This is a genomic window from Streptomyces sp. NBC_00727 (assembly GCF_045161745.1).
GTDB lineage: Bacteria > Actinomycetota > Actinomycetes > Streptomycetales > Streptomycetaceae > Streptomyces.
In genome coordinates, this window is the sequence record NZ_CP108981.1 from 403,617 (window position 1) to 428,710 (window position 25,094).

The window sequence follows — 25,094 nt, forward strand, 5'->3', positions numbered from 1 at the left end:
GCGCACCCCACCCCCACCGGTGACGCGGTGGGGCAGAACGCGCCGGTACGGGCGGGGCTCCCGGGTCCCGTCTCCTCACCCGCCCCCGGTGGCAGCCGGGCGGGGCAGCAACCGCGGCCCACGGGCCGCAGCTCGTTCTCACCTTCGGAGCTGAATGATGAAAGCAACCACGGGGCGCCGGCGCGGCCGGACGCGGGCCACGGCTGCGGCGCTCGGCCTGCTCGCCGGAGCCCTGAGCGCCGCCGCGGCGGCCGGTCCCCCGGCCGCCGCGCTCACCGCGCCCGTCTCGATCACCGCGGACGACCTGTCCACCTGGCAGACCAACGGCATCGTGTGGTCGATGGCCGCCTCGGCGGACGGTGTGGTGTACGCGGGCGGCACCTTCTCGACCGTGCGGCCGCCGGGCGCGGCCTCCGGCACCTCCGAGCAGCCCGCGGTGAACTTCGCCGCGTTCGACGCCGCGACCGGGGCGCCCACCGACTGCTCCCTGTCGTTCACGCTCTCCTCGGGCACCGCGACCGTACGCTCGCTCGTGCTGTCGCCGGACGGTGAAACCCTGTACGCGGGCGGGCGGTTCGGGGCGGTGAACGGCGTGGGCGTCAGCAACATCGCGGCCATCGACACCGCCACCTGCACCCCGCGGGACGACTTCAAGGTCGCCGTCTCCGCCACCGTGCGGGCGCTCGCGGTCACCGACGACACGGTGTACCTCGGGGGCGACTTCACCCAGGTCGGCGGGCAGCCCAGGAGCCACTTCGCCGCCGTCACGACCGGAGCCTCGCTGCTGCCCTTCACGGCCGACGCCGACGAAGTCGCACGGGCCGTCGAGGTGACTCCGGACGGGCGGAACGTGCTGCTCGGCGGGGACTTCTTCCGGATCAACGGCACGAGCACCCACGCCCTGGCCGTCGTCGACGCCACTACCGGACAACTCACCAAGTCATACCCGGGGTTCATCCACGACAACTCCACGGTCCAGGACATCACCACCGACGCGGGCGGCTTCTACACCGGCAACGAGGGGACCGGCGGTGGCGTGTTCGACGGCCGCATCGCCCTGAACCTCGGCAACTTCGAGCAGCGCTGGCGGGACACCTGCCTGGGCGCCACCCAGGCCGTCCTCGTGCACAACGGGGTGCTCTACAGCGGCAGTCACGCGCACGACTGCTCGTCCATGGGCGAGTTCCCCGACCAGCCGCGCAAGCACCTGCTGGCCCAGTCGGTGGGCGACCCGAAGCTGCTTCCCTGGTTCCCCGACACCAACGACGGGATCGGGGAGCCGGTGGGGCCGCGCGTGATGGCGCAGACCGACAAGGGCGGCCGCCACTACCTCTGGGTGGGCGGCGAGTTCACCACGGTCAACAGCGAGAGGCAGCAGGGGCTCACCCGGTTCGCCGACGGTCCGGACACCGGGGCTCCCTGGGTACCGAACGTCAGCGTGTCCACGGTCGCCCCGAACAAGGTGGACGTGAACTGGCAGACCAGCTTCGACACCGACGACGGGACGCTCACGTACCGGATCTACAAGGACGGGGCGAGCACCCCCGTCCACACGACGACGGGCTACTCCGTGTTCTGGGACCGTCCGCAGCTGCGGTGGACGGACACCGACGTCGCGCCCGGTGAGACCCACACGTACCGGATCTCCGCGAGCGACGGCACCAACACCAGCGCCAAGTCGCCGGCCGTGAGCGCGACCGTGGCGGCCGAGGCCGAGAGCTATCCGGCCAGGGTGCTCTCCGACGGGGCGACCCTGTACTGGCGCTACGACGAGGGCACGTCCACCTTCGCCGCCGACACCGGGGCGGGGCTGGACAACGGCTTCCTGCGCGGCTCGCCCTCGTACCGGCAGACCCCGGCGGCCGTGGCCGGGCCCTCGACCGCCATCGGGTTCAACGGGTCCACCCAGTACGCGTACAGCAACCGGAGCCGGTCCCAGCTCACGGCGTTCTCCGTGGAGACCTGGATCAAGACCACGACGACCCGGGGAGGAAAGATCATCGGCTTCGGCACCAACACCATGGAGCTGAGCGGCAAGTACGACAAACATGTGTACATGCTCAACAACGGGCGTCTGACCTTCGGCACCTCCAACAGCGGCGGCCAGACCGTCAGCACGCCCGGGGCCTACAACGACGGTGCCTGGCACCACGTGGTCGCCACCCAGGGCTCCGGCGGCATGGCCCTGTACGTGGACGGACAGCTCCGCGCCTCGAACTCGCGGTACACCAAGAACCAGAACTACACCGGCTACTGGCGGGTGGGCGGGGACAACCTCGCCACCTGGCCGAACCGCCCGACGAGCAACTTCTTCGCCGGGCAGATCGACGAGACCGCCGTCTATTCGACCGCGCTGAGCGCTTCCCGGATCAGCGCGCACTACGCCCTGAGGAACGGCTGAGAGATGAGAAACCCGTTCCCGGCCAGTGCCGTCGTCGTCCTGACGGCGGTGGCGCTGGCCTCCTGCGGCTCGTCCGCGGAGGGGAACGGCCCGGAGGCCGCGGGCGCCCAGCGCCCCGCGGCCTCCGGGCCCGCCGCTCCAGGACCGTCCACCACGGGGCCCGCCACACCGCCCGCCGAGGGTCCGGCGGCTCCGGATGCGCCCGCTCCGGCCGCCGAGGCCGAGGGCCCGAAAACACCCGTCGACCAGATCACCCCGGCCACGGGCACGTTCACCAAGAAGGAGAAGGAGTATCTGAAGGACCGGGTGCCGAAGGGGACTGACCCGGCGGCCGTGCTCCAGACCGGCCAGGAGACCTGCGACAGACTGCGCTACCTCGTCAAGACCGACCGGGACACCGCGGTCGGCGCGATCGTGACGGGCGAGATCCCCGACGCGAAGGACGCCGTCGCCGGGCTCTGCACCCAGCACCAGGACCTGGTCGACGAGGCGGCGTACGGCTACCCGGACGGCACGCACTCCGGGAAGAAGCTCCGGCCGGGCGTGTACCGCTCGGCGTCCCCCACCACGGACTGCTCCTGGCGCATCGAAGGGGCGGGTGGCAAGGAGCTGGCCTCCGGCACCTCCGGCACCGGGAAGTCGCGGAAGATCACCATTCCCGGTTCCGCCCGTACGTTCACGTCCACAGGCTGCTACGCCTGGCTGCCCGAAGGAGCCGAGGGATGACCGCAGGTACGCCGAAACTCCCGATAGCCGTGGCGATCCCCACCAAGAACGAGGGGCTGAACATCGCGGAGGCGGTGAAATCGGTGCTCGGCCACTTCGAGGCGGTCGTCGTGGTGGACTCCCACAGCACCGACGACACCGTGAAGATCGCCGAGGAGTGCGGGGCCGAGGTGGTCACGTACACCTGGGACGGCGGCCACCCGCGCAAGAAGCAGTGGTGCCTGGAGAACGTCCGCACGGACCTGGACTGGATCCTGCTGCTCGACGGCGACGAGCGGCTCAGCCCCGGGCTGCTGGCCGAGCTGCGGGATGCCTTCCGGGACCCGGATGCACCGAAGCCCGCCGCGTACGACATTCCGCTCGGCTACTGGTTCTCGGGCAAACGGCTGCGACACGGATACACCATCCGGAAAAGGTCGTTGACCGACCGGACCCGCTGCCACTACCCGGAAGTAGGGGACCTGGACGCGCCGGGGATCGGGGAGGTGGAGGGCCACTACCAGCCGGTCGCGGCCGGCGTGGGCACCCTCACCCACCCCATCGAGCACCAGGATCTCGACCCGGTGACCGCCTGGTTCGAACGGCACAACCGCTACTCGGACTGGGAGGCCTGGCTGGAGCACCACCCCCAGGTGAAGGAGCAGGTTCGCCAGGTCAAGTCGCGCCAGGGGCAGTTGTTCCACAAGGCGCCGTTCAAGCCGGTGGTGTCCTTCGCCTACATGTATCTCTACAGGCGGGGCTTCCTGGACGGCCGGGCGGGATTCGACTTCGCGCTGGCGATGAGCTTCTACCGCTGGCAGATCGCACTCAAGTCCCGCGAGAAGCCCATTCGTTGATACGCAGGCCGCTCACCCTCGCCTCCGGCGGACCACGTCTTCGTAGGTCCGCCGGAGGGTGGCGGTGACGGCCTCGATGGTGAACCGCTCGTTCACCAGCTCCCAGGCGGCCTTGCCCGCCTGCTCGGCGGCCTCCGGCTCAAGCAGCTCCAGGATCGCGTCGGCGACCTTGCGGGCGTTGGCCGCGTCCTCGCCCACCCGGCTGTCGATCACCCGGCCCGAGCCCGCCCCGGCCACATCGGGGGCCTGCCCGCAGGTACGCGTGATCACGACGGGGGTGCCGACCGACATCGCCTCCAGCACCGAGACGGGGAACGGCTCCTCGATCGCGGGCAGCACGTACACATCGGCCTCGCGGTCGGCGGCCAGCACCTCGTCATGCTCCAACGGGCCGACGTGGTCGAGGGATTCGGCCACCCCGAGCCTCCCGGCGAGCGCGAGGGTGCCGGCCAGCGCGCCGGTGTCGGGGCCGGCCAGCACGAAACGGGCGTCCGGGTGGCGGGCGAGGACGTGCGGCATCGCGGCGACGAAGTCCTCGGGCCGCTTGCGCTCCTGGATCCGGGCCAGATACAGCACGGTGAACGGCCGGCCGGGCTCGCGGGCGGGCTTGCGCTCCTGCGGGCGGACCCCGTTGACCAGCCGGACGGTGCGGGTGAGCGGGACGGGCGCGGCGACGGCGTTCACATCGAGCCGCTCCATCTCGGTCAGATGCAGGACGGCGTCCGCCCCGCGCAGCACCCTGCGGACCCCGAGGAGGTCGGTGAGCTGGGCGACCCTCTTCTCGGTGGGGTCGATCATTCCGTGGGTCTGCACGACCAGGGGCGTACGGGTCGCGAGCGCGAGGAGCGCCGCGGGCAGGGTCACCAGGTCCCGCATCAGATGGACGTGGACGAGGTCGGCGCCTCGCATCATGCGGCGGGCGGTGTTCAGCAGCGCGGCGGAGGTGATGCCGCTGACCTCGAACATCGGGAGGAGGTGCCGGGCCTGGAAGAGGTGGACCGGAACCCCCTCGACCTGGCTGGGACGTTCGCCGTCGGGGAAGCCGTCGCCGAGGGCCATGACGCGTGCGTCGTCGCCGTGCGCCCGCTGGACCCTGGAGAGGTTGAACGCCACTCGCGTCGGACCGCCGAAGGCGTGGTCCGGGGTGTGGAGCGTGACAACGTGCAGTACTTTCACCAGAGTTCCCCTCCACTATGGCCAAGTATTCACAGCGTAGTCATCGGTCACCCTCAAGTGGGCTGATTCGTTAGAGTGTTCATCAGTTCGCTGATCCCGGGGGTGCGCATGACGCCGGTGCACACGTCGGCGCGGGGGCGGGACGAGCCCACGGTCGCGGGCGCGCCGAAGCCGGGGGGGTCCGGTGGTCCTCCCAAGCCGCCGGAGCGGCCGATCGCCTGGTCGATGCTGTCGCGGGCGCTGTCCGTGCCGCTCATCCTGGGCCTGGTCTGCTTCCTGCCCGCCGTGATCGCCGCACAGCCCGGCAGTGAGGTCCGGGACACGGCGTACTGGCTCCAGCTGGTGCTGACCTGCTACGCGGGGGCCCGGCTCGCCACGATGATCCTCTCCACCCGGCGGCGGCTGCTCCAGGGCGTCTTCTGGATGTTCGTGTACATCGCGATGGGTGTGGCGCCGTTCGCCCAAGTGGTGATCGGGCAGACGCCGACACCCATGGTGGGGCCGCGCCAGGACCTGGTCACGGCCGTCGCGATGGTTCTGGTGGGGTGCGCCGCCTACGACCTGGGGGCGCTGCTGGCGTCCCGGCGTCCACTGCGCCGACGGACGCCCTCCGCGCGGGGCCCGGGCGGCGGGAGAGCTGTGGCCCATCCGCTGCGGCTGCGGCTGCTGGTGCTGCTGGCGTTCGCGGCGAGCGCGTTCTACGTACTGAAGCTGGGCGGGCCCGCGGTTTTCTTCGCCAGCCGGCAGGAGATCAACGAGACGGTCGCGGCGAGCGGGGTGGCGGCGGAGGGGTCCAATGTGGGCTCGGCGTTCCTCAAGGGATTCGGGCAGGTCCCCGCGCTGCTGGCGCTCCTCTTCTACACCCGCCGCCTGGCGACCTCGTACCGGGCCCGGCGCAGACCGTCGACGGTGCTGGTGTGGGTGGCGCTGGTGGCGTTGAACCTGCTCGTGAACAACCCGGTTTCCAACGCCCGTTACTGGTTCCTCACTGTGGTGGTGGCGTTCGTGTTCGCCGCGTTCCCGAGCAGTGCGGCGGTCTACCGGACGGTGCTGACGGCGGGCGTGGTGGGGGCGCTGGTGCTGTTCCCGTACGCGGACAGGTTCCGGTACGAGGAGGGGAGCCAGCGGGCCGTGCAGTCGGCCTCGGTCTTCGATCCGCTGGTGACCAAGGACTACGACCAGATGGTGATGTTCGCCAACACCATCTCGTGGGTCGGCACCCGGGGCCACACCTATGGTCGCCAACTGGCGGGGTCCGGGCTGTTCTTCGTGCCGCGCGCGGTGTGGAGCGGGAAGCCGGAGGACACCGGGGTCCGGGTCGGGCAGTGGATGGGGCTGCGGATGACCAATCTGTCGGCCCCGCTGTGGACGGAGTTCTGGGTCGATTTCGGAGCGACCGGCATGATCGGCGGGATGGCGCTGATCGGTTACGCGTCGGCCCGCACCGACCGCCGCTACGCCCTGGCCGTCACCCGGGCGGGGCCGGGCCCCGGAAGCGTGCTGGCCATCGCCGCGCCGCTGATCGCCGGTTACACCTTCATCCTGCTGCGCGGGCCGCTCCTCCAGGCGGCGGGGAAGCTGGCGATCGCCGCGCTGTGTCTGGCCGCGATCAGTACGTTCCGGGAGCGGCGGGCAGGGCGTCGGCGCTGACGTCCTCGTCGCGGGCCGGGGTACGCCGACGCAGCCGCGCCACCCTGATCCAGGTGGCGGCTGCCTTGCAGAGCGAGCCCAGGAACAGCCCCCAGGCGGCGCCCGGGACGCCCCCGACGACGTATCCGCCCGCGAGGAACGCCACGGAGGCGAGCGAGAACACCACCTGGATGGACAACGTGGTGCGCGGGTTGAGGAGCCGCAGGGCCAGCAGTCCGCAGGTTCCGGCGGCCATCGCCGCGTACTGGCTGCCGGTGGCCGGGAGCAGCGCCGCCGCCGCGGGCCAGGTGGCGCCGAGCAGATGGCGGCCGACGGAGCCGGGCAGCAGGGCGAGGACGGTGGCCCAGGAGGCGGCCGTCAGGGCGAGTACGGCAGCCAGTGCGGCGGTGGCGCGTACCCGGAGCCGGTCGGTGGCGAGCCGTCCCAGGAGCGGGGGGCCGAAGCCGGTGGCGGAGGTGAACAGCACGTTGAGGGGGCCGAAGAGGGTGGTGGCGCCGCGCAGGGCGCCCACGACGAGCGGGTTGCCGACGGCGCCGAGGCCGAGCACGGAGAGCTGGGAGGTGGCGTTGCCGACGCCGAACTCCACGACGAACCGCCGGCCGAGGTGCCCCTTGGCGAGCAGCGGCCGCAGCGCCACCGGTCCGCCGGCGGTCCTGCGGTGCAGGGCGACGGCCGACAGCAGGAGCGCGGGCAGGGCGGAGAGCCCCCAGACGGCGACCAGTCGGGCGGCCGGTGCCCCGTGCGGCTGTACGGCCAGTGCCCCCATGACGCAGACGAGCCGGAGGGTGTCGGCGGCCAGGGCCAGGTGCTGGGCGTGCAGCGTGGCGAAGGCGTAACGCGCGATGTCCTGCCCGAGCACCACGGGCAGGACAAGGCCCAGCGTCATCAGGGCCCGTGCCGTGGAGCCCGGCAGCAGCGCGCAGACGGCGGCGAGCAGTCCGCCGAGGGCGGTGGCGGCGAGCAGGGTGAAGCAGGCGGCGGACCGGCAGGCCCCGCGGGTGTCCTCGCCCCCGCCCCGGCGCAGGGTGAGCGGCTGGCCCGTATAGGCGCCGGAGACGCCGAGCAGCACGGTGAAGACGAGGTAGACGGCGGAGAAGCGGGCGAAGCCGGCGACGGTGGAGAGCCGGGCGGCGGCCACCAGCACCAGGATGTTGGTGAGGGCCGCCACCCCCTGGTCCGCGACCGAGCAGACGATCGCGGCGCGGGCCCTCATCTGTGTCCGGCGGCGCTGTTGTGGCCGCCGCGTCCGTGGCCGTCGTCCACGGTGCGCAGCCCGAGCGTCTCGGCCGGGTCGCCCTGGACGGCGGCCACGTCGGGATCGCCGTACCTGCCCTGCGGGGCGGCGGGCTCCTGCGTGGCCGGCTGCCGTTCCCGCCCGTCCCCCCGGGGGGCGTTGCGGCGGGCCCGCCGGTCCAGTCGGCCGTAGCCGGGGTGGAGGAGGGTGCCGAGGACCGAGCCGCCCGCCGCGCCGATGATCTCGCGGATGCGTTCCAGGTCGCTGCGGTGCACCTCGCGCGGCTGACAGACGATGACGACGCCTTCGACGCGGTCGACGAGGGCGACGGCGTCGGCGTACGAGAGGACCGGCGGGGCCAGCACGATGACGACCGCCCCGGGCCGGCCGCCCTCCGCGAGGATGCGGCTGACGGGGGCGGAGGTCAGTGCGCGCGGCACGTTCTCGGTGCGGCGGCCCGCGACCAGGGTGAAGGCGCCCGAGCCGGGGACGTCGACGTTGGCGCGGCTGTCGGCGGGCCAGCCGCGTTCCTGCCGGCCCGTGGCCCAGCGGGGGCCGCCCCGGGTGCCCGGGTGGGCCGCGCCCAGCTCGGCGGCCAGGGACGGGGTGCGCAGGTCGGCCTCGACGAGCAGGACGTCCCGGCCCATCTCGGCGAAGGCTGCGGCGAGGTTGGCGGCGGCGGCGCGCGCCATGTCGTTGTCGCCCCGGGGCGCGGTGACCAGGAGCCGGCGGCGTTCGGTGAAGGAGGGGTCGTAGGCGAGCCGGAAGGCGACCGCCCGGTACTCCTCGGCGAGCCGGCTGCCGGGGCGTCCGATCGCGAGCAGGGAGCGTGCTCCGGCGCGCTCCCTGGGCAGGGTGCCGAGCAGTGGGGCGCCCAGCGAGCGGACGAGTTCCCGGGTGGAGCGGACGGCCGGGTCGAAGACGAGCCGCACCCACGACATCAGCAGCCCGAGGGCGAGTCCGACGACGCCGCCGAGTCCGAGCAGCAGCGGCAGCCCCGCCCCGGTGGGGTGCTGCGGGGCGACGGGCTTCTTGTTGAGGTAGCCGGGTGTGGTGTCCAGGGCGCGGAGTTCGGAGATCTTCTGGTTGAGGGCGGAGATGGCGACGATGAGGTTGGCCCGTGCGCTGGTGACGTCGTCGCCGCTCGTTCCGGTCTCCTGCTCGGCGAGGCGGTCGCGCTGTTCGGTGAGCGGTTTGAGCTGGGCGCGGTAGCCGTCGACCATGTTGTCGATGCTGTCCTCGGTGCGCTCGCGCCGTATCTCCAGGTAGGCCTCGGCGAGCGCCTGGGCTCTGGCCCTGGCCTCCTCGGGGGTGCGGCCGGTGTAGGAGAACTTGAGTACGAGGGTGTTGGGCGGGTTGGTGACCTGGAGCCCGGAGAGCAGCGCGCCGACCTCCACGGTGTCACCCTGTCTGGCGAGGGTGCCGGCCGCGATGGTGCCCACGGCGTCGCTGACGGCGGTCTGGCGTTCGGAGCCGATGTTGATGCCCTTGTCGGCGGAGGCCCCGGCGGCGAAGGGGTCGGAGGCGGCGGAGCGTACGGACACCTCGCCGGTGGCGGCGTAGGTGTCCTCGCCGCTCAGGGCGAGCCAGCCGCTGCCGAGGAGGCCCAGGAGCACTCCGGTGACGAGGAGGGTCCGGTAGCGCAGGAGCTGGCGGAACTGGTCCCTGAGCAGCGCGGGTTCGTCCTGCTCGTCCAGCGTGCGGATCGGTTCGGTCATCGGCGGCGTCCCTCCCGGTGGTCCCGCAGGGCCTCGGTGAGCAGGGCGTCGAACCGGGCGAGCGCGGCTTCCCGGCCCAGATACCTGTCCACGTAACGCGGTCCGTTGGCGCCGAGCGCGTCGGCCTCGGCGGGTGACTCGACGAGCTTGCGTACGGCGCCGAGCACCGCGGCCGGGTCCTCGGGCGCGACCAGGAGCCCGGCCCCTGAGCGCCGTACCTCCTCGGCGGTGCCGCCCTCGTCGGCCACGGAGGCGACGACGGGGCGGCCCGACACGAAGTACGAGGTGAGCTTGGAGGGCACGCTCATGTCGAGGACCGAGGCCCGCTGGGTGACGGCGAGGACGTCCGCAGCGGCCAGGATGTCGGTGAACTCCTCCGCGTCCGCGGGCGGCAGGAAGTCCAGGTTGGGCAGTCCGGCGGCGCGGGCGCGCAAGGCGTCGCGCTGGTTGCCGTCGCCCATCAGGACGATCCGGATCTCGGGGGCGAGCCTGGCCGCGTCGACCAGAACCTCCAGGCCCTGTTTGAGCCCCATGTTCCCGGAGTGCAGGACGACGGGTGTGCCCTCGCACCAGCCGAGCCGGGCCCGGGTCGCGGCGCGGCCGGCCGAAGGGGTGCGCACGTGGCTCCAGTTGGGGACGACCCGGATGCGGCCGGGGTCCACCCCGTAGGCGGTGACGCGGGGGACGAAGCTCTCGTGGATGACGCCGACGAGGGTGGCGGCGCCCAGTGCGAACCGCTCGGCCCTCGCGGCGAGGGCGGCCGCCCTGTCCCCGCCCCGGATGCCGCTCTGGGCCGCGGCGGCGCCCATCAGGTCCTGGACGACCGGGATGTACGGCACCCGGTGGCGGCGGGCGGCGCGGGCGCCGATGACGCCGCCGGCGAGGCTGGGTATCTGGGAGATCACCGCGTCGGGGCGCACCGCGGGCGGGGCGAGGAGGCCGTGCGCCAGGACGCTCGCCTCGAAGGCGGCTCTGCGTAACGCGCTCTGCCGGGGCGGCACGTAGTGGCGCCTGCGGTGGACGGTGACGCCGGCCCGCCGCTCCTCGGCCCGCCACACGCCGCGGTAGGCCGCTTCGGTCCGCCAGGCCGGGTAGTGCGGCATGCCGGTCAGGACGTGGGTGTCGGCGCCGGACGCGGCCCAGTGCTCGGCGAGCTGGGCGGCGTACGGGCCGATGCCGGTCAGTTCCGGCGCGTAGTTCGTGGAGACCACCAGCAGGCGCCGGTGCTCGAACGGTCTGCGGTGCTCTTCGTCTTCCATCGGACGATCGCCTTCCCCCCGGAGCCACCTGTGTTCCACCGAGGAACAGCCCCAAAAGCGAGCTTATCCGTTCATGAGATGAGCAAGTGGTCTTCACAGTAAGGTCGTTGGACTATCGCGGACATCGCGTTCACCGTGGGGGGAGAGAACGGATGGTGCACAGGGTCGGTTACGCGCCGGGGGTCTACGACCTGTTCCACGTGGGACACCTCAATATCCTTCGTCACGCGCGCAGCCAGTGCGACTACCTGGTGGCGGGGGTGGTCTCGGACGAGATGGCCACGCTCGCCAAGGGACACCGGCCGGTGATCCCGCTCCCGGAACGGCTGGAGATCGTGCGCAGCGTGCGATACGTGGACGCCGCCTTCGTCGAGACCGTCCCGGAGAAGGTCGAGACCTGGCAGCAGGTCAGGTTCGACGTCATCTTCAAGGGGGACGACTGGCGGGACACGGACAAGGGCAGGAGGCTCGAACGCGACTTCGCCGAGGTCGGCGTGGAGGTCGTGTACTTCCCGTACACCGTGCACACCTCCAGCACCCAGTTGCGCCGGGCGCTGGAGACGCTCGTCAGTGCGCCCGGAGCGCTTTCAGCTCCCTGAACCACTTGCCCAGGAACAGGACGAGGAACAGCGCGTGCACGGCGGCGAGTACGGCGTATCCGATCCGGAACGCCGTCTCGTCGCCGAGCAGCAGGAACACCAGGCAGAACACCCCGTAGTCGGCGGGCAGCAGCGCCACGGCCCGCAGCCGGGACGGAGGCGCGGCGGAGGCGGGGGCGGTCGCCGCCGCCTTGCCGAGCTGCTCCCGCAGCAGCCCCGCGCAGAACGTCAGCACCGCGACGAACAGGAAGCCGAGCGGCAGGAGCAGCCAGCCGTCGCCGGGCAGGGCGAACCAGCGGTGGAACGAGATGAGTACGGCGGTGTGGACGAGGATCATCTTGGCGCAGTCGACGACATGGTCCAGCCATTCGCCGTCGGGCCCGCCGCGCCCGGTCATCCGGGCGAGCTGCCCGTCTGCCGAGTCGAGGGCGAAACCCACGGCGAGCCCGAGGTAGACGAGGACGGCGAGCCCGGGCCCGGGGCGGACGAGCGCCGCACCTGCCAGTGCGCCGAAGGTGAACGCGGCGCTCACCAGGGTGACCTGATTGGGTGTCATGCCCAGCCGGTGGGCGCCGACGGCGAAGATCCTCCCGGCCGGGCGGTTCACGTACCGCGAGTAGAGCGACACCCCCTTGGCCGTCTTCTGCGCACCGCGCAGCTGACGCAGCACCGTCGACGTGCTCTCCATACGCCCCCCAGCGTGTCGGCGTTCCCGGACGCTCCCCCGGCGGCGCACACCGTGAACCACCGGAGCCGCATCATGGCACGGGCCGCTGCCCCGCGCGGGTGGTTCGCCCCACCTGGTGGGCGTACGCGGCCGGTCGGCCGGAAGCAGCCGCTTCCGGAGGGGCGGTCAGGCGGCGGCCGTGCGGCACTCCGGGTGGCCCCAGCCGTGGTCGTTCTTCGCGATCATGTCCTTGGCCGCGTACGGCTTCCCGCAGTGGCAGCGGCCGGCGAACCTGGCCCGGATGGTGGCGCCGGTGCGCCCCGTGCCGCCCGTCTTCTTCACCGCGGCGCCGGTCCGGCGGCCCTCCGTGGCGCGGGAGGGCGCGGGGACGGGGGTGGCCGAGCCGCGCGAGGTGCCGGCGGCGCTCTGGGTGACGGCCACCTCGCTGGCGGCCTGGTCGGCGAGGGCGTTGAGCGGGTCGCCGTCCACCTGGTGGGCCGGTACGTAGACGAAGGTGACGGCCCGCCCGCCGAGGAGTTCGTCGATGCGGGTCACCAGCTCGCGGTTGGCGACGGGTTTGCCGGCCGAGGTCTTCCAGCCGTTGCGCTTCCAGCCCGGCAGCCACTTGGTGACCGCGTTCATCGCGTACTGCGAGTCCATCCGGACCTCGAGCGCCACGGCGGGGTCCACCGACTCAAGGAGCTCCTGGAGTGCGGTGAGCTCGGCGATGTTGTTGGTGGCGGTGCCGAGCGGCCCCGCCTCCCACCGCTGGGGCCGCCCCTGGGTGTCGGCCACCACATAGGCCCAGGCCGCGGGCCCCGGATTACCCTTCGACGCCCCGTCACACGCGGCGATCATGCGCTCGTTCATACCCCCGATCATGCCAGCGCCCGGGGCCGGTCCGTTCCGCCCACCCCCACCTGCGGCCATCACGGTGCGTGATGCTTCGGCGTGCGTTGGTGACGGCGCGCTGCTTCCCTGTAGGGGCCCGCTCTCCCCTACCGTCCCCGAGGAGTGACGATGAGCGTTGCACGAGAGGTGAACCGAGCCCAGCAGATGCGCGAGAAGGCCCGGCACCTGACCGAGGCCGCGGAGCGCACCGGCGACCCGGAGCAGCGCCGCCGGCTCCAGGAGAAGGCCCGCAGGCTCCAGGAGCAGAGCGAGCAGCAGGACGGCCGCGAGAACAACGACCTCGCCGTGTGACGACACGGCACACAGACCGGTGGACTGTCACTCTTCCATGAGTGGGTGGCAGTCCACCGCCGCGTTCACAGGGCGGCGCCGGGCCGTTGATCATCCCCGCCTACGATGGCCCCGCAAGCGAGTACGACGAAAGGTGGGGCCCGCCATGAACGGTCGACCGGTCACCGTGGTCACCGGCGGCAGCCGCGGCATCGGTGCGGCGGTATGCGTACGGCTGGCAGGTGAGGGCCATGACATCGCGCTGGCCTACCACGCGGACTCCGCGGCGGCCGAGGCGGTCGCCGACGCGGTACGTGCGACGGGCCGGCGCTGTGTGACGGTCCGGGCGGACACGGCCGACGAGGCGGACGTGGACCGCCTCTTCGACACCGCGGCCGCCGAACTGGGCCCGGTCACCGGCCTGGTCAACAACGCGGGCATGAGCGGCCCGGTCGGTCCCCTGGCCGACGCCGACGCGGCGGGCATGCGGCGCGCCCTGGAGGTCAACGTCCTCGGCTACCTGCTCTGCGCGCGGCGCGCGGTCCGCGACATGACGGCCTCGGGCGGCGGGGCGATCGTCAACGTGTCCTCGGCCGCCGCCACGCTGGGCAGCCCCGGCGAGTACGTGCACTACGCCGCCGCCAAGGGCGCCGTCGACACGATGACCGTCGGCCTGTCCAAGGAGGTCGGCCCGGCCGGCATCCGCGTCAACGCGGTCGCCCCCGGCGTCATCCGCACCGAATTCCACGCGGACCCCGAGCGCCCCGACAGACTCGGCCCCGGCACCCCCCTGGGCCGCCCCGGCCTCCCGGAAGAAATCGCGGGCGCCGTCGCCTGGCTCCTCTCCCCGGACGCGTCGTACGCGACGGGGACGGTCATGCGGGTGGCGGGCGGCCGGTAGCCGCCGCTCCGGGTCACCCCGCTCCCCGTACCGCCAGCAGCACCACGTCCGCCGCTGCCAGGATCGCGGCCGCGGCCAGCGGGGCCTTGCGCCACTTGGGGGTGAGGAGGAGGCCGGTCAGGGCTGTCGGGAGGGCGAGGGCCAGGGTCGTCGTGCCCCAGGGGCCGGGCGGGCCCGGGGGGCCCAGGGCGAGGGTGGCGGAGGCTGCCAGGAGCGGTACGGGGAGGAGCGCGGCCGTCGCGGTGGGGCCGAGGCGTTGGGGCAGGCCGCGTACGCCCGCGCGCAGGTCGTCCTCGATGTCGGGGAGTACGTCGCCCAGGTGGGCGGCGACGCCGAGCAGGGCGCCGGCTGTCGGCAGCCACCAGGGCGGGGGCGGGCCGCCGGGTACCGTCAGGGCGGCCATGGCGGGCAGGGCGGCGAAGCCGGTCGCGTACGGCAGCCAGGACAGGAGCGTCGCCTTCACGCCGAGGTTGTACGCCCAGGCCGCGGCGACCGCCGCGAGGTGCAGGGTTCCGGCGAGCGGGCCGCAGGCGAGGGAGAGCGGGACGCAGAGCAGGGCGGCGGTGAGGGCCGCCGCCCACACCGTCCGCGCGCCCACCGAGCCGTCGGCCACCGGTTTGCCGCGGCGACCGGCCGCCGCGTCCCGCCGGGCGTCGAACGCGTCGTTGCACCAGCCCACCGAGAGCTGACCGGTCAGCACCGCGGCGACCAGCAGGGCCCGCCGCGCCCCGTCAAGACCCGACCCCGTGGCGAGGAGCGCGGCGATCACGGTCACCGCGGCCACCGGGCCCGGGTGGCAGGAGCGGGCCAGGGCGGCCGTGTGGTGGAGGGGCCGGGCGGGGGCGGCGGAGGTGAGCGGAGGTTCCGGGGTGCCCATGGCGTGATGGTAGGTGACACCCGCACGGGTTGTTTGCGGTGGTTCGTCCCTCTCGTGGGGCAGGGATGAGCGCATGACGCATCCTCAGCGGGACCCGCGATGACCCGGATCGCGGCCGTGCACGGCACCCCGGCCCCGTACCGGCACACACAGGCGGAGGTCACCGACATGGTGGCCCGGACGTGTCTGCCGCCGGGCGCGGACCGGCGTGTCCTGGACCGGCTGCACGCGAACGCCCGGGTGCGCACGCGCACCATGGTGCTGCCCCTGGAGCAGTACGGGGAGCTGCGCGGCTTCGGGGACGCCAACGACGTGTTCATCGGCGCGGCGGTCGATCTGGGCGCCGACGCGCTGCGCGGGGCGCTGCGGACGGCGGGGCTGCGGCCCGAGGACGTGGACCTGCTGATGTTCACGTCCGTGACGGGCGTGGCGGCACCCTCCGTGGACGCCCGGCTCGTGGGGCGGCTCGGGCTGCGGCCGGATGTGAAGCGGCTGCCGGTGTTCGGGCTCGGCTGTGTGGCGGGGGCGGCCGGGGTGGCCCGGCTGCACGACTACCTGCTGGGCCGGCCCGACGACGTGGCGGTGCTGCTCTCCGTGGAGCTGTGCTCGCTGACGTTCCAGCGGTGGGACGCGACACCGGCGAACCTGGTGGCGACCGCGCTGTTCGGTGACGGGGCGGCCGCCGTCGTGGCGCTCGGCGCGGGCCGGGGCTCCGGCGAGGGCCCCGAGGTGGTGGCCACGCGCAGCCGCATGTATCCGGACACCGCGCACGTGATGGGCTGGGACATCCGCGACACCGGTTTCAAGGTGATGCTCGACCCCGGCGTGCCGGACGTGGTGCGCCGCCATCTGGCGGACGACGTACGCGAATTCCTGGCGGAGCACGGGCTGAAGCCGAAGGACGTGGCGCACTGGGTGTGCCACCCGGGCGGCCCGAAGGTCCTGGAGGCCGTGTCCGACGTCCTGTCGCTGCCCGAGGGGGCGCTCGACGTGACGTGGCGGTCGCTCGCCGAGGTGGGCAACCTCTCCTCGGCCTCGGTGCTCCACGTGCTGCGCGACACCCTGGAGCAACGCCGTCCGGAACGGGGCTCGCCGGGTCTGCTGATGGCCATGGGCCCCGGCTTCTGCAGCGAACTCGTGCTGCTGCGCTGGTAGATCGGAGGAGACATGATCTGGTACGCCGTGCTGGTGCTGGCCGTCGCCGGTGAGCGGGTCGCCGAACTCGCCGTCGCCCTGCGCAACACCCGCTGGGCCCGGGCGAGGGGCGGTGTCGAGTCGGGCCGGGGCCACTATCCGGCGATGGTCGCCCTGCACACGGCGCTGCTCGCGGGCTGCCTGGCCGAGGCGGTCGTGGCGGACCGGCCGTTCGTGCCGCTGCTCGGCTGGGCGATGGTGGCGGTGGTCCTGGCCGCGCAGGGCCTGCGCTGGTGGTGCATCCGTACGCTCGGACACCGCTGGAACACCCGCGTCGTCGTGGTGCCCGGCCTGCCCCTGGTGACGGGCGGCCCGTACCGGCTGCTGCGCCACCCCAACTACGTGGCCGTCGCGGCCGAGGGAATCGCACTGCCGCTGGTGCACGGCGCGTGGGTGACGGCCGCGGTCTTCACCGTGTGCAACGCGGTGCTGATGGCCGTACGGGTGCGGTGCGAGGAGGCGGCGCTCGCCGCCGCTCCGGGCGTGCCGGCGTGATCGACCTGCTGGTCGCGGGAGGCGGCCCGGCCGGGCTGGCCGCGGCGATCCGGGCCGCGGGGCTCGGCATGGAGACCGTGGTCGTGGAGCCCCGCCCGGCCCCCGTCGACAAGGCGTGCGGCGAGGGGATCATGCCCAGCGGCGTGGCGGCGCTGGGGGCCCTGGGTGTCCCGGTGGGCGGGCGGCCGCTGCGCGGCATCCGGTACGTGGCGGGCCCGCGCAGCGCGGTCGCCCCGTTCCGGGGCGGACCGGGGCTCGGGGTCCGGCGCACCGTCCTGCACTCGGCGCTGCACCGACGGGCGCTGGAGCTGGGCGTCCGTATCGTCCCCGGCAAGGTGGCCGGTGTGCGGCAGGAGGAGGACCGGGTGACGGCGTGCGGTCTTTCGGCCCGCTGGCTGATCGCCGCCGACGGGCTGCACTCGCCGCTGCGCCGGGAGCTGGGGCTCGACGGCCCCCCGGCGCCGGTGCGCCGGTACGGGCTGCGGCGCCACTACCGGGTGGACCCGTGGACGGACTTCGTGGAGGTGCACTGGTCGCGGCACGGCGAGGCGTACGTGACACCGCTCGGCGACGGCTCGGTGGGGGTGGCGGTGCTCAGCCGGGAGCGGCTGCCGTACGGGCGTCACCTGGCCGCGTTCCCCCGGCTCGCCGCGCTGCTGACGGGCCGGGAGGCGGGGCCCGTACGGGGTGCCGGTCCACTGCGTCAGCGGGCGCGGGCGCGGCGGGCCGGGCGGGTGCTGCTGGTCGGGGACGCGGCGGGCTACCTGGACGCGCTGACCGGCGAAGGGATCGCGCTGGCCGTGGCGACGGCGGGCGCTGCGGTGGACGCCCTGGCCGCGGGCCGGCCGGAGGCGTACCCGGCCCGCTGGCAGCGGCTGACGCTGCGTCACCGGATGCTGACGGCCGGGCTGCTGGTGGCGGCCCGGCGCCCCGCCACGGCCCGGCTGATCGTGCCGGCCGCACACCGGGCTCCGGCGGTTTTCGCGGCGGCGGTGCGCGCGTTGCAGTAGAAGTGTGGGAGTACCGGAACACGACCGAAGCAGGAAGGGGTCTGCCATGTCAGCGGGACAACCTCGCACAGCGGCGGCGGTGTTCGACGCCCTCGGCACCGTATACGAAGAGGCGTTCGCCGGTTCGGCCGCGCACCGCGCCTCGCTGGACCAGCTCCTGGCGGTGCTGCCCGAGCACGGCCGGGTGCTGGACATCGGCAGCGGCACGGGCCGGCCGACGGCCCGGGCGCTCGTCGACGCCGGACACGAGGTGCTGGGGGTGGACGTCTCGCCGGTGATGGTGGACATCGCCTCCCGCCAGGTGCCCGGGGCCGAATTCCGGTGCGCCGACATCCGCACGCTCCCGTTGGAGGACGGCACGTTCGACGCGGTGTGCATGTACTTCGCGCTGCTGCAGATGTCGCGCTCCGAGCAGGGCGACGTGCTGCGGCTGGCCGCGCGTGTACTGCGACCGGAGGGTCATCTCGCGGTGGCGACGGTGCCGCTGGACGTGGAGGGGGTCGGCGGCACGTTCATGGGTCAGCCGGTGGAGGTCACCAGCTTCGGCGAGGACGCGTTCACCGCGCTGGTGGAGGAGGCCGGGTTCACCGTGCTGTCGCGCAGGAGCATCATGTTCGTCCCCGCCGTCCCGGCGGCCGTCCCCGAACCGCAGATGTTCCTGCTCGCCCGGCGGCGCTGAGCCGGGGAGCGGGTCACGTCGTGCCGGGTCCGGCGGACATGCCGTGTCGTCCCGGCCGGACCACAATGAGTTGGCGGGCGCGCTGCGGGTACCCGCGCCGCGAGGCTACCGATGGCCCCGCCGCCTGCCCGCGGGGACGACGACGGAGGATCTCCATGACCGACCGCAGACCAGAGGGGCCCGTCCACGAGGGTGCGTCCCCGAGCCCCCCTCCCGTGCCCGCGGACATGCCCGACCAGCAGGTCCAGGAGGGCGAGGACCCGATGGACGTGCCGACGCCGCCGCGTGCCGGGCGCGACGGGGACGACGGCCACGACGTGCCCGATCCGGACGAGTCCGGGTCCGGGCGGGGTGAGGCCCGCAACGCCGGGGTGCATCCGGAGCACCCGGTGCCGGACGAGTCACCGGGCTGAGCCGTGTTCCGTGAGCGCCGGGGCGCCCGGCGCGCCCTGGCGCTCGCGGCGGCACCCTGCCTCGCGCTGGTGCTCGCCGCCCCGGCGGCCCGCGCGGACGCCGGGCCCCGGCAGGCGGCTCCCCCACGGGCCACGGCCGGTGACTGCGACCCGGACCGCGAGCGCTGCCTCGACGGCGAGCGCCTGCTGTACTGGTACGGCTTCGGACTCGGGGCGCACCCGTTCACCACGCCGGAGGCCGTACGCCGGCAGCTGACCGGGCACTTCTGGCTGTTCCCGGTGAGCGGCGGCTGCCCGGACCGGGTCCGCTCGGGTGACGCGTGCGACCTGCTCGGCGGCAATCCGGTGCGCGTGGAGTCCGCCGCCGGCGACCGTCTCCAGATCGCCACGCTCCCCGGCCACGACCTGGGCGCGGGCCTGCACATCCGGTTCACCTTCACGCGCACCTTCGGCTTCCACTACCTGGACGTCGCCGCGTGGCAGGACCGGGAGACCTCCTGCACCAGGAGTGTGCCGTGCGGCGCGGCGAGCCGGGCGGGCGCCTGGGCGCTGTGGCGGGTCCTCGCCGCCACCCTGACGGTGTCGGCCTGGGCGGCCTGACCGTCCCGGACTGCGGGGACCGGCCGGCCGTTCGATCATGGAGGCTATGGCCCCCACCTCCTCGGACGCCTCCGGGGCGCTCCCCTCGATCGCACCGATGCTGGCCGTACCGGGACCGCTGCCCGTACCGGACGCGGAGTGGGCGTTCGAGGCCAAGTGGGACGGGGCCCGCTGCGTCGTCACGGCACCGGGCGACGGCACGCTGCGGCTGACCTCACGGGCACACAACGACGTCACGCCGACCTATCCGGAGCTGCACGCCCTCGGAGACGTACTGCGCGGGCGCAGCGTGGTCCTGGACGGCGAGATCGTGGCCCTGGACGCGTCGGGGCGGTCCGACTTCGGGCTGCTCCAGCGCCGGATGGGGATCATGAACGCCCGCCGCGCCGCCCGCCTGGCGCTGGACTTCCCCGCGCACCTGGTGGTCTTCGACGTGATGTTCCTCGACGGCCGGGTGCTGACCTCCCTGGCCTACGAGGAGCGGCGCGCGGTCCTGTCCGGGGTGCTGTCCGCCGGGCCGCACTGGTCGGTGCCGTCCTATGTGCGCGGTCAGGGCGCGAAGGCGTGGGAGACCGTCGTGCGCGGCGGCCTGGAGGGGGTGGTCGCCAAGCGGCTGTCCTCCCTGTACACGCCGGGGCTCCGTTCACCCGACTGGCGCAAGACGAAGCGGGTCGAGACCCTGGACGTGGTCATCGGTGGGTGGACCCAGCGCAGGGGCGCGCCCACGGGTGTGCCGGGGGCGGTGCTGGTCGGGGTGGACGACCCGGCCGGTCTGCGGTACGCGGGCTCCGTGGGATCGGGGATGTCGGACCGGGAGCTGGGCGAGCTGCGGGAGTACCTGAAGGTCCTCGCGTGCCCGGGGTCCCCGTTCACGGGTCCGGTCGATGTGCCCGGGACGCACTGGGTGGAGCCGCGGCTGGTCGCGGAGGTCAGCGCGTCGCAGTGGACGGCGGCGGGGCGGCTGCGGCACCCGGTGTGGCAGCGGCTGCGGCCGGACCTGACCAGGCTGGGCTGAGGGCCTGGCAAGGCGCGTCAGCGGGGCAGGGTGAGCCTGCGGGACACGCTGACGGCGGCCGACAGCAGCTCCTCGCGGACCTGCGAGGTGCGGTACATCCGGTCGGAGCGGAAGGAGATGCCGAGGGACCCCACCTGCTCGCCGCTGTAGACCGGCACCGCCACGCAGGTGGTGCCGCGCACGTACTCCCCGCGGTCCATGACCACCGGTGCGGGCGAGCCGTCCAGCTCCCGGACCAGCTCCTCCTGGTGCGTGATGGTCCGGGGCGTGAGCCCGGTCAGGTCGTGCCGGGAGAAGTAGTCGGCGCGCGCGTCATCGTCGAGCTCGCGCAGCACACTTTTACCGAGGGCCGTGGCGTGCCCGGCCTCCTCAAGACCCACCCAGAGGTCCACCCGCGGGGTGCGCGCGCTGTCGACGATCTCCATGACCCGGATCTCGCCGTCCACGTAGAGCGTCAGGTAGGCGGCGGCCGACGTGTCGTTGCGCAGGACGGTCAGGGCGGGCCGTACGCGGGCGGGCACCGGCTGCGTGCCGGGGCCGCCGCCCGGGTCGGTGTCGGCGAGGACGAAGGTGTGGTCCTCCAGCTCCCTCAGATAGCCGTCGCCGACCAGCATGGGCAGCAGTTCGCCCACCGCGGCCGGGGGAAGCCCCGCCTCCCGGGCCAGCTGCTGTGCGGTGGCCTCGCCCCCGTGCGCCCCGGCGGCCTCCAGCAGACGGAGTGCGCGCCGCACGGCGGCGACGGGTTCGGGGCCGGCGTGGTCGGCCATGCCCACCAGCATGGCCCCACTGCCAGGGACCGGCAAAACGTCCCCGTGGCAGCACTGCGTCCGGGGGACGTTTTGGGGCGTGACGCAAGCCATCTTTTGCGCTCGCGATCTCGGGGGAAGTCTCCGGTACGGTGTCGAACGCTCCGGTCCCGGAGGGTTACGGAGCACCTCGCCACCGCCGTACGGTCTCCGACGCGGAAATCGCGTGTCCTTGCCGTACCGCCCGTCCTTGACGCCACACGCTCGTGACACGACTGGGGAGTTTGATGTTCGACAAGGTATTGGTCGCCAACCGCGGGGAGATCGCGATCCGCGCGTTCCGCGCGGCCTTCGAGCTCGGCATCTCCACCGTGGCCGTGTATCCGCACGAGGACCGCAACTCCCTGCACCGGGCCAAGGCGGACGAGGCCTACCGGATCGGTGAGCCGGGGCATCCCGTGCGGGCGTACCTGTCGGTGGACGAGGTGGTGAAGGCGGCCCGCAAGGCGGGCGCGGACGCGATCTACCCCGGTTACGGCTTCCTTTCGGAGAACCCGGACCTGGCGGCGGCGTGCGCGGAGGCGGGCATCACGTTCGTCGGCCCGCCGGCGTCGGTGCTGAACCTGACGGGCAACAAGTCCCGTGCGGTGGCGGCGGCCCGGGAGGCGGGTGTGCCGGTCCTCAAGTCGTCCGAGCCGTCGGAGGACGTGGACGTCCTCGTCGCGGCCTCGGAGGAGATCGGCTTCCCGGTCTTCGTGAAGGCGGTCGCCGGTGGCGGCGGGCGGGGCATGCGCCGGGTGGCGGAGCCGGGCGAGCTGCGTGAGTCGATCGACGCGGCGATGCGCGAGGCGCGGTCCGCGTTCGGGGACGCGACGGTGTTCCTGGAGCAGGCGGTGATCAACCCCCGCCACATCGAGGTGCAGATCCTGGCCGACGCCGAGGGCAACGTGGTGCATCTGTACGAGCGGGACTGCTCGCTCCAGCGCCGCCACCAGAAGGTCGTCGAGATCGCACCGGCCCCGAACCTGGACCCCGAGCTGCGGGCGCGGATCTGCGCGGACGCGGTCGCCTTCGCCCGGCACATCGGGTACGTGAACGCGGGCACCGTCGAGTTCCTCGTCGACGAGCGCGGCAACCACGTCTTCATCGAGATGAACCCGCGCATCCAGGTCGAGCACACGGTGACGGAGCAGGTCACCGGGCGCGACCTGGTGATCGCGCAGCTGCGGATCGCGGCGGGCATGACGCTGCCCGAACTGCGGCTGTCGCAGGAGGACATCACGCTCAACGGGACGGCGATGCAGTGCCGCATCACGACGGAGGACCCGGTCAACGGCTTCCGTCCGGACACCGGCACCATCTCCGCGTACCGCTCCCCCGGCGGCCCCGGCGTCCGGCTGGACGGCGGGACCGTCCACACGGGTGCGGAGGTGTCGGCGCACTTCGACTCGATGCTGGTGAAGCTCACCTGCCACGGCCACGACTTCACCAACGCGGCCCGCCGGGCGCGCCGGGCCATCGCCGAGTTCCGCATCCGCGGGGTGGCGACGAACCTGCCGTTCCTGGGCGCGGTGCTGGACCACCCGGACTTCCGGGCGGGGCGCATCACGACCTCTTTCATCGACGAGCACCCTGAGCTGATCCGGGCCCGTCCTTCGGCCGACCGCGGCAGCCGGATGCTCGGCTACCTGGCGGAGACCACGGTCAACCGCCCGTACGGGCCCCGGCCTTCGGTCATCGACCCGGCGGACAAGCTGCCCGCCCTGCCGCCGGGGACGCCGCCGCCCGGTTCGCGGCAGCGCCTGGCCGAGCTGGGTCCCGAGGCGTTCGCCGCCGAGCTGCGGGCGCAGTCGGCCGTGGCCGTCACCGACACCACGTTCCGCGACGCCCACCAGTCGCTGCTCGCCACCCGGGTCCGCACCCGGGACCTGCTGGCGGTCGCGCCGCATGTCGCGCACACCGCTCCGCAGTTGCTGAGCCTGGAGTGCTGGGGCGGCGCCACCTACGACGTGGCGCTGCGGTTCCTCGCGGAGGACCCGTGGGAGCGGCTGGTCAAGATCCGTGAGGCGGTGCCCAACATCTGTACGCAGATGCTGCTGCGCGGCCGCAACACGGTGGGGTACACGCCGTACCCGACCGAGGTCACCGAGGCGTTCGTCTCGGAGGCGGCCTCGGCCGGGATGGACATCTTCCGTATCTTCGACGCCCTCAACGACGTGTCGCAGATGCGTCCGGCGATCGACGCGGTACGCGCCACGGGGACCTCGCTGGCGGAGGTGGCGCTGTGCTACACCGCCGACCTGTCGGACCCGGGCGAGACCCTGTACACGCTGGACTACTACCTGCGGCTCGCGGAGCAGATCGTGGAGGCGGGCGCCCATGTGCTCGCCATCAAGGACATGGCGGGGCTGCTGCGTCCGCCGGCCGCGCGCACCCTGGTCACCGCGCTGCGCGAGCGGTTCGACCTGCCGGTGCACCTGCACACCCACGACACGGCGGGCGGCCAGCTGGGCACGCTGATCGCCGCGATCGACGCCGGGGTGGACGCGGTGGACGCGGCCGTCGCGTCGATGGCCGGCACCACCAGCCAGCCGCCGCTGTCCGCGCTGGTGGCGGCGACCGACCACACGGAGCGCGCGACGGGCCTGTCCCTCCAGGCGGTCGGCGACCTGGAGCCGTACTGGGAGGCGACCCGCAAGGTGTACGCCCCGTTCGAGTCGGGGCTCGCCTCGCCGACCGGCCGGATCTACCACCACGAGATCCCGGGCGGCCAGCTGTCCAACCTGCGGCAGCAGGCCATCGCGCTGGGCCTCGGCGACCGCTTCGAGCTGATCGAGGACTGCTACGCGGCGGCCGACCGGATGCTGGGCCGGCTGGTGAAGGTGACCCCGTCGTCGAAGGTGGTCGGTGACCTGGCGCTGCATCTGGTGGGCGCGGGCGTGGGGGCCGCCGACTTCGAGTCCGACCCGGGCAAGTTCGACGTGCCCGACTCTGTGATCGGCTTCCTCCGCGGTGAGCTGGGCGACCCGCCCGGCGGCTGGCCCGAGCCGTTCCGCACCCGGGCGCTGCAGGGCCGGCCCGAGAAGGCGCGGGCGCCGCACCTGTCGGACGAGGACCGCGAGGCGCTGCGCGAGTCGCCGCGCGCGACGCTGAACCGGCTGCTGTTCCCGGGCCCGACCAAGGAGTTCACCGCCCACCGGGAGGCGTACGGCGACACCTCGGTGCTGTCGACGCAGGACTTCCTGTACGGGCTGGAGCCGGAGACCGAGCACCCGGTCACCCTCGAACCGGGCGTGACGCTGCTGATCGAGCTGGAGGCCATCTCCGAGGCGGACGAGCGCGGCTTCCGCAGCGTACTGGCCACACTCAACGGCCAGTTGCGGCCGGTGTCGGTGCGGGACAGGTCAGTGGCGACCGAGGTGAAGGCGGCGGAGAAGGCGGACCGCTCCGACCCGGGCCAGGTGGCGGCGCCGTTCGCCGGGGTGGTGACGCTCCAGGTGGAGCAGGGCGCGTCGGTGTCGGCGGGCCAGACGGTCGCCACGATCGAGGCGATGAAGATGGAGGCGTCGATCACCGCCCAGTCGGCCGGGGTGGTGCGCCGCCTGGCGATCGGACGGGTCCAGCAGGTGGAGGCGGGCGACCTGCTGATCGAGATCGGCTGACCGGCCCCCGGGTACCGCCCGTCGGCGGAGGAGACGTCCTCCGCCGACGGGCTT

General features: G+C 73.4%; 23 protein-coding genes. 15 read left to right on the forward strand and 8 right to left on the reverse strand.

Annotation, left to right across the window (positions count from 1 at the left end; genetic code table 11):
- The first annotated feature begins 154 nt into the window (after positions 1 to 154).
- The 3 genes from OG242_RS01855 to OG242_RS01865 are packed head-to-tail and all read left to right on the forward strand — an operon-like array spanning position 155 to position 3,963.
- Positions 155 to 2,401 carry a LamG-like jellyroll fold domain-containing protein gene (locus OG242_RS01855; RefSeq protein ID WP_405896450.1) on the forward strand — a complete coding sequence of 749 codons (2,247 nt, stop codon included), beginning with the start codon at positions 155 to 157 and terminating at the stop codon, positions 2,399 to 2,401.
- Positions 2,402 to 2,404: 3 nt separating this feature from the next.
- A complete protein-coding gene (locus OG242_RS01860; RefSeq protein ID WP_405896451.1) occupies positions 2,405 to 3,127 on the forward strand; it encodes a hypothetical protein in 723 nt (240 codons plus the stop codon).
- Positions 3,124 to 3,963, forward strand: a complete 840-nt coding sequence (locus OG242_RS01865) for a glycosyltransferase family 2 protein (RefSeq protein WP_405896452.1) — start codon at positions 3,124 to 3,126, stop codon at positions 3,961 to 3,963. The genes OG242_RS01860 and OG242_RS01865 overlap by 4 nt, the downstream gene beginning before the upstream one ends.
- Before the next feature lie 12 nt (positions 3,964 to 3,975).
- Here the strand turns inward: OG242_RS01865 and OG242_RS01870 are convergent, their stop codons facing one another.
- Positions 3,976 to 5,139, reverse strand: a complete 1,164-nt coding sequence (locus OG242_RS01870) for a glycosyltransferase (RefSeq protein ID WP_405896453.1) — start codon at positions 5,137 to 5,139, stop codon at positions 3,976 to 3,978.
- Between the two features lie 108 nt (positions 5,140 to 5,247).
- Between OG242_RS01870 and OG242_RS01875 the strand changes: the two genes are divergently transcribed.
- Entirely contained in the window at positions 5,248 to 6,789 is a 1,542-nt protein-coding gene (locus OG242_RS01875) for a hypothetical protein (protein WP_405896454.1), read from the forward strand.
- Here OG242_RS01875 and OG242_RS01880 read toward each other — a convergent pair.
- The 3 genes from OG242_RS01880 to OG242_RS01890 are packed head-to-tail and all read right to left on the reverse strand — an operon-like array spanning position 6,749 to position 11,000.
- Entirely contained in the window at positions 6,749 to 8,002 is a 1,254-nt protein-coding gene (locus OG242_RS01880) for a hypothetical protein (RefSeq protein ID WP_405896455.1), read from the reverse strand. The two genes, OG242_RS01875 and OG242_RS01880, sit on opposite strands and share 41 nt — an antisense overlap.
- Positions 7,999 to 9,741 (reverse strand): lipopolysaccharide biosynthesis protein, encoded by a 1,743-nt coding sequence (locus tag OG242_RS01885; RefSeq protein WP_405896456.1) that lies wholly within the window; start codon positions 9,739 to 9,741, stop codon positions 7,999 to 8,001. Before OG242_RS01885 ends, OG242_RS01880 begins: the two co-directional genes overlap by 4 nt.
- On the reverse strand, positions 9,738 to 11,000 hold the full coding sequence (locus tag OG242_RS01890; RefSeq protein WP_405896457.1) for a glycosyltransferase: 1,263 nt from the start codon (positions 10,998 to 11,000) through the stop codon (positions 9,738 to 9,740). The genes OG242_RS01885 and OG242_RS01890 overlap by 4 nt, the downstream gene beginning before the upstream one ends.
- A 152-nt stretch (positions 11,001 to 11,152) precedes the next feature.
- On the opposite strand from OG242_RS01890, the gene OG242_RS01895 reads away from it, so the two are divergent.
- Positions 11,153 to 11,599 carry an adenylyltransferase/cytidyltransferase family protein gene (locus OG242_RS01895; protein WP_405896458.1) on the forward strand — a complete coding sequence of 149 codons (447 nt, stop codon included), beginning with the start codon at positions 11,153 to 11,155 and terminating at the stop codon, positions 11,597 to 11,599.
- Here OG242_RS01895 and OG242_RS01900 read toward each other — a convergent pair.
- Both OG242_RS01900 and OG242_RS01905 read right to left on the reverse strand, forming a co-directional pair.
- Positions 11,568 to 12,287, reverse strand: a complete 720-nt coding sequence (locus tag OG242_RS01900) for a CDP-alcohol phosphatidyltransferase family protein (protein ID WP_405896459.1) — start codon at positions 12,285 to 12,287, stop codon at positions 11,568 to 11,570. The genes OG242_RS01895 and OG242_RS01900 overlap by 32 nt on opposite strands.
- Before the next feature lie 165 nt (positions 12,288 to 12,452).
- The gene (locus tag OG242_RS01905) at positions 12,453 to 13,136 is read right to left on the reverse strand and encodes a ribonuclease H (protein ID WP_405896460.1); all 684 of its coding nucleotides are present in this window, start codon (positions 13,134 to 13,136) and stop codon (positions 12,453 to 12,455) included.
- 150 nt (positions 13,137 to 13,286) lie between these two features.
- On the opposite strand from OG242_RS01905, the gene OG242_RS01910 reads away from it, so the two are divergent.
- Together OG242_RS01910 and OG242_RS01915 are read left to right on the forward strand one after the other, a co-directional pair.
- Positions 13,287 to 13,469 carry a DUF6381 family protein gene (locus OG242_RS01910; protein ID WP_405896461.1) on the forward strand — a complete coding sequence of 61 codons (183 nt, stop codon included), beginning with the start codon at positions 13,287 to 13,289 and terminating at the stop codon, positions 13,467 to 13,469.
- A 145-nt stretch (positions 13,470 to 13,614) separates the two neighbouring features.
- Positions 13,615 to 14,349: an SDR family oxidoreductase gene (locus OG242_RS01915; RefSeq protein WP_405896462.1), complete on the forward strand. Its 735-nt coding sequence runs from the start codon at positions 13,615 to 13,617 to the stop codon at positions 14,347 to 14,349.
- A gap of 13 nt (positions 14,350 to 14,362) precedes the next feature.
- On the opposite strand, the gene OG242_RS01920 is transcribed toward OG242_RS01915, so the two are convergent.
- Positions 14,363 to 15,226, reverse strand: a complete 864-nt coding sequence (locus tag OG242_RS01920; RefSeq protein WP_405896463.1) for a UbiA family prenyltransferase — start codon at positions 15,224 to 15,226, stop codon at positions 14,363 to 14,365.
- Positions 15,227 to 15,325: 99 nt separating this feature from the next.
- On the opposite strand from OG242_RS01920, the gene OG242_RS01925 reads away from it, so the two are divergent.
- The 7 genes from OG242_RS01925 (at position 15,326) to ligD (ending at position 20,632) form a co-directional block, all read left to right on the forward strand.
- Positions 15,326 to 16,381 carry a type III polyketide synthase gene (locus OG242_RS01925; protein WP_405896464.1) on the forward strand — a complete coding sequence of 352 codons (1,056 nt, stop codon included), beginning with the start codon at positions 15,326 to 15,328 and terminating at the stop codon, positions 16,379 to 16,381.
- Positions 16,382 to 16,393: 12 nt separating this feature from the next.
- A complete protein-coding gene (locus OG242_RS01930) occupies positions 16,394 to 16,915 on the forward strand; it encodes an isoprenylcysteine carboxyl methyltransferase family protein (RefSeq protein ID WP_405896465.1) in 522 nt (173 codons plus the stop codon).
- The gene (locus OG242_RS01935) at positions 16,912 to 17,925 is read left to right on the forward strand and encodes an NAD(P)/FAD-dependent oxidoreductase (protein ID WP_405896466.1); all 1,014 of its coding nucleotides are present in this window, start codon (positions 16,912 to 16,914) and stop codon (positions 17,923 to 17,925) included. The genes OG242_RS01930 and OG242_RS01935 overlap by 4 nt, the downstream gene beginning before the upstream one ends.
- A gap of 46 nt (positions 17,926 to 17,971) precedes the next feature.
- Complete coding sequence (locus OG242_RS01940) at positions 17,972 to 18,604, forward strand: class I SAM-dependent methyltransferase (RefSeq protein WP_405896467.1); 633 nt, start codon at positions 17,972 to 17,974, stop codon at positions 18,602 to 18,604.
- A 155-nt stretch (positions 18,605 to 18,759) separates the two neighbouring features.
- Entirely contained in the window at positions 18,760 to 19,017 is a 258-nt protein-coding gene (locus OG242_RS01945) for a hypothetical protein (RefSeq protein ID WP_405896468.1), read from the forward strand.
- Positions 19,018 to 19,020: 3 nt separating this feature from the next.
- Positions 19,021 to 19,617, forward strand: a complete 597-nt coding sequence (locus tag OG242_RS01950) for a hypothetical protein (protein WP_405896469.1) — start codon at positions 19,021 to 19,023, stop codon at positions 19,615 to 19,617.
- Between the two features lie 46 nt (positions 19,618 to 19,663).
- On the forward strand, positions 19,664 to 20,632 hold the full coding sequence (gene ligD, locus OG242_RS01955) for a non-homologous end-joining DNA ligase (RefSeq protein ID WP_405896470.1): 969 nt from the start codon (positions 19,664 to 19,666) through the stop codon (positions 20,630 to 20,632).
- A gap of 17 nt (positions 20,633 to 20,649) precedes the next feature.
- Here the strand turns inward: ligD and OG242_RS01960 are convergent, their stop codons facing one another.
- Positions 20,650 to 21,399 carry an IclR family transcriptional regulator gene (locus OG242_RS01960; RefSeq protein WP_405896471.1) on the reverse strand — a complete coding sequence of 250 codons (750 nt, stop codon included), beginning with the start codon at positions 21,397 to 21,399 and terminating at the stop codon, positions 20,650 to 20,652.
- Between the two features lie 266 nt (positions 21,400 to 21,665).
- Here OG242_RS01960 and OG242_RS01965 point away from each other — a divergent pair, with 266 nt between their 5' ends.
- Entirely contained in the window at positions 21,666 to 25,040 is a 3,375-nt protein-coding gene (locus OG242_RS01965) for a pyruvate carboxylase (protein WP_405896472.1), read from the forward strand.
- Positions 25,041 to 25,094: the final 54 nt, after the last annotated feature.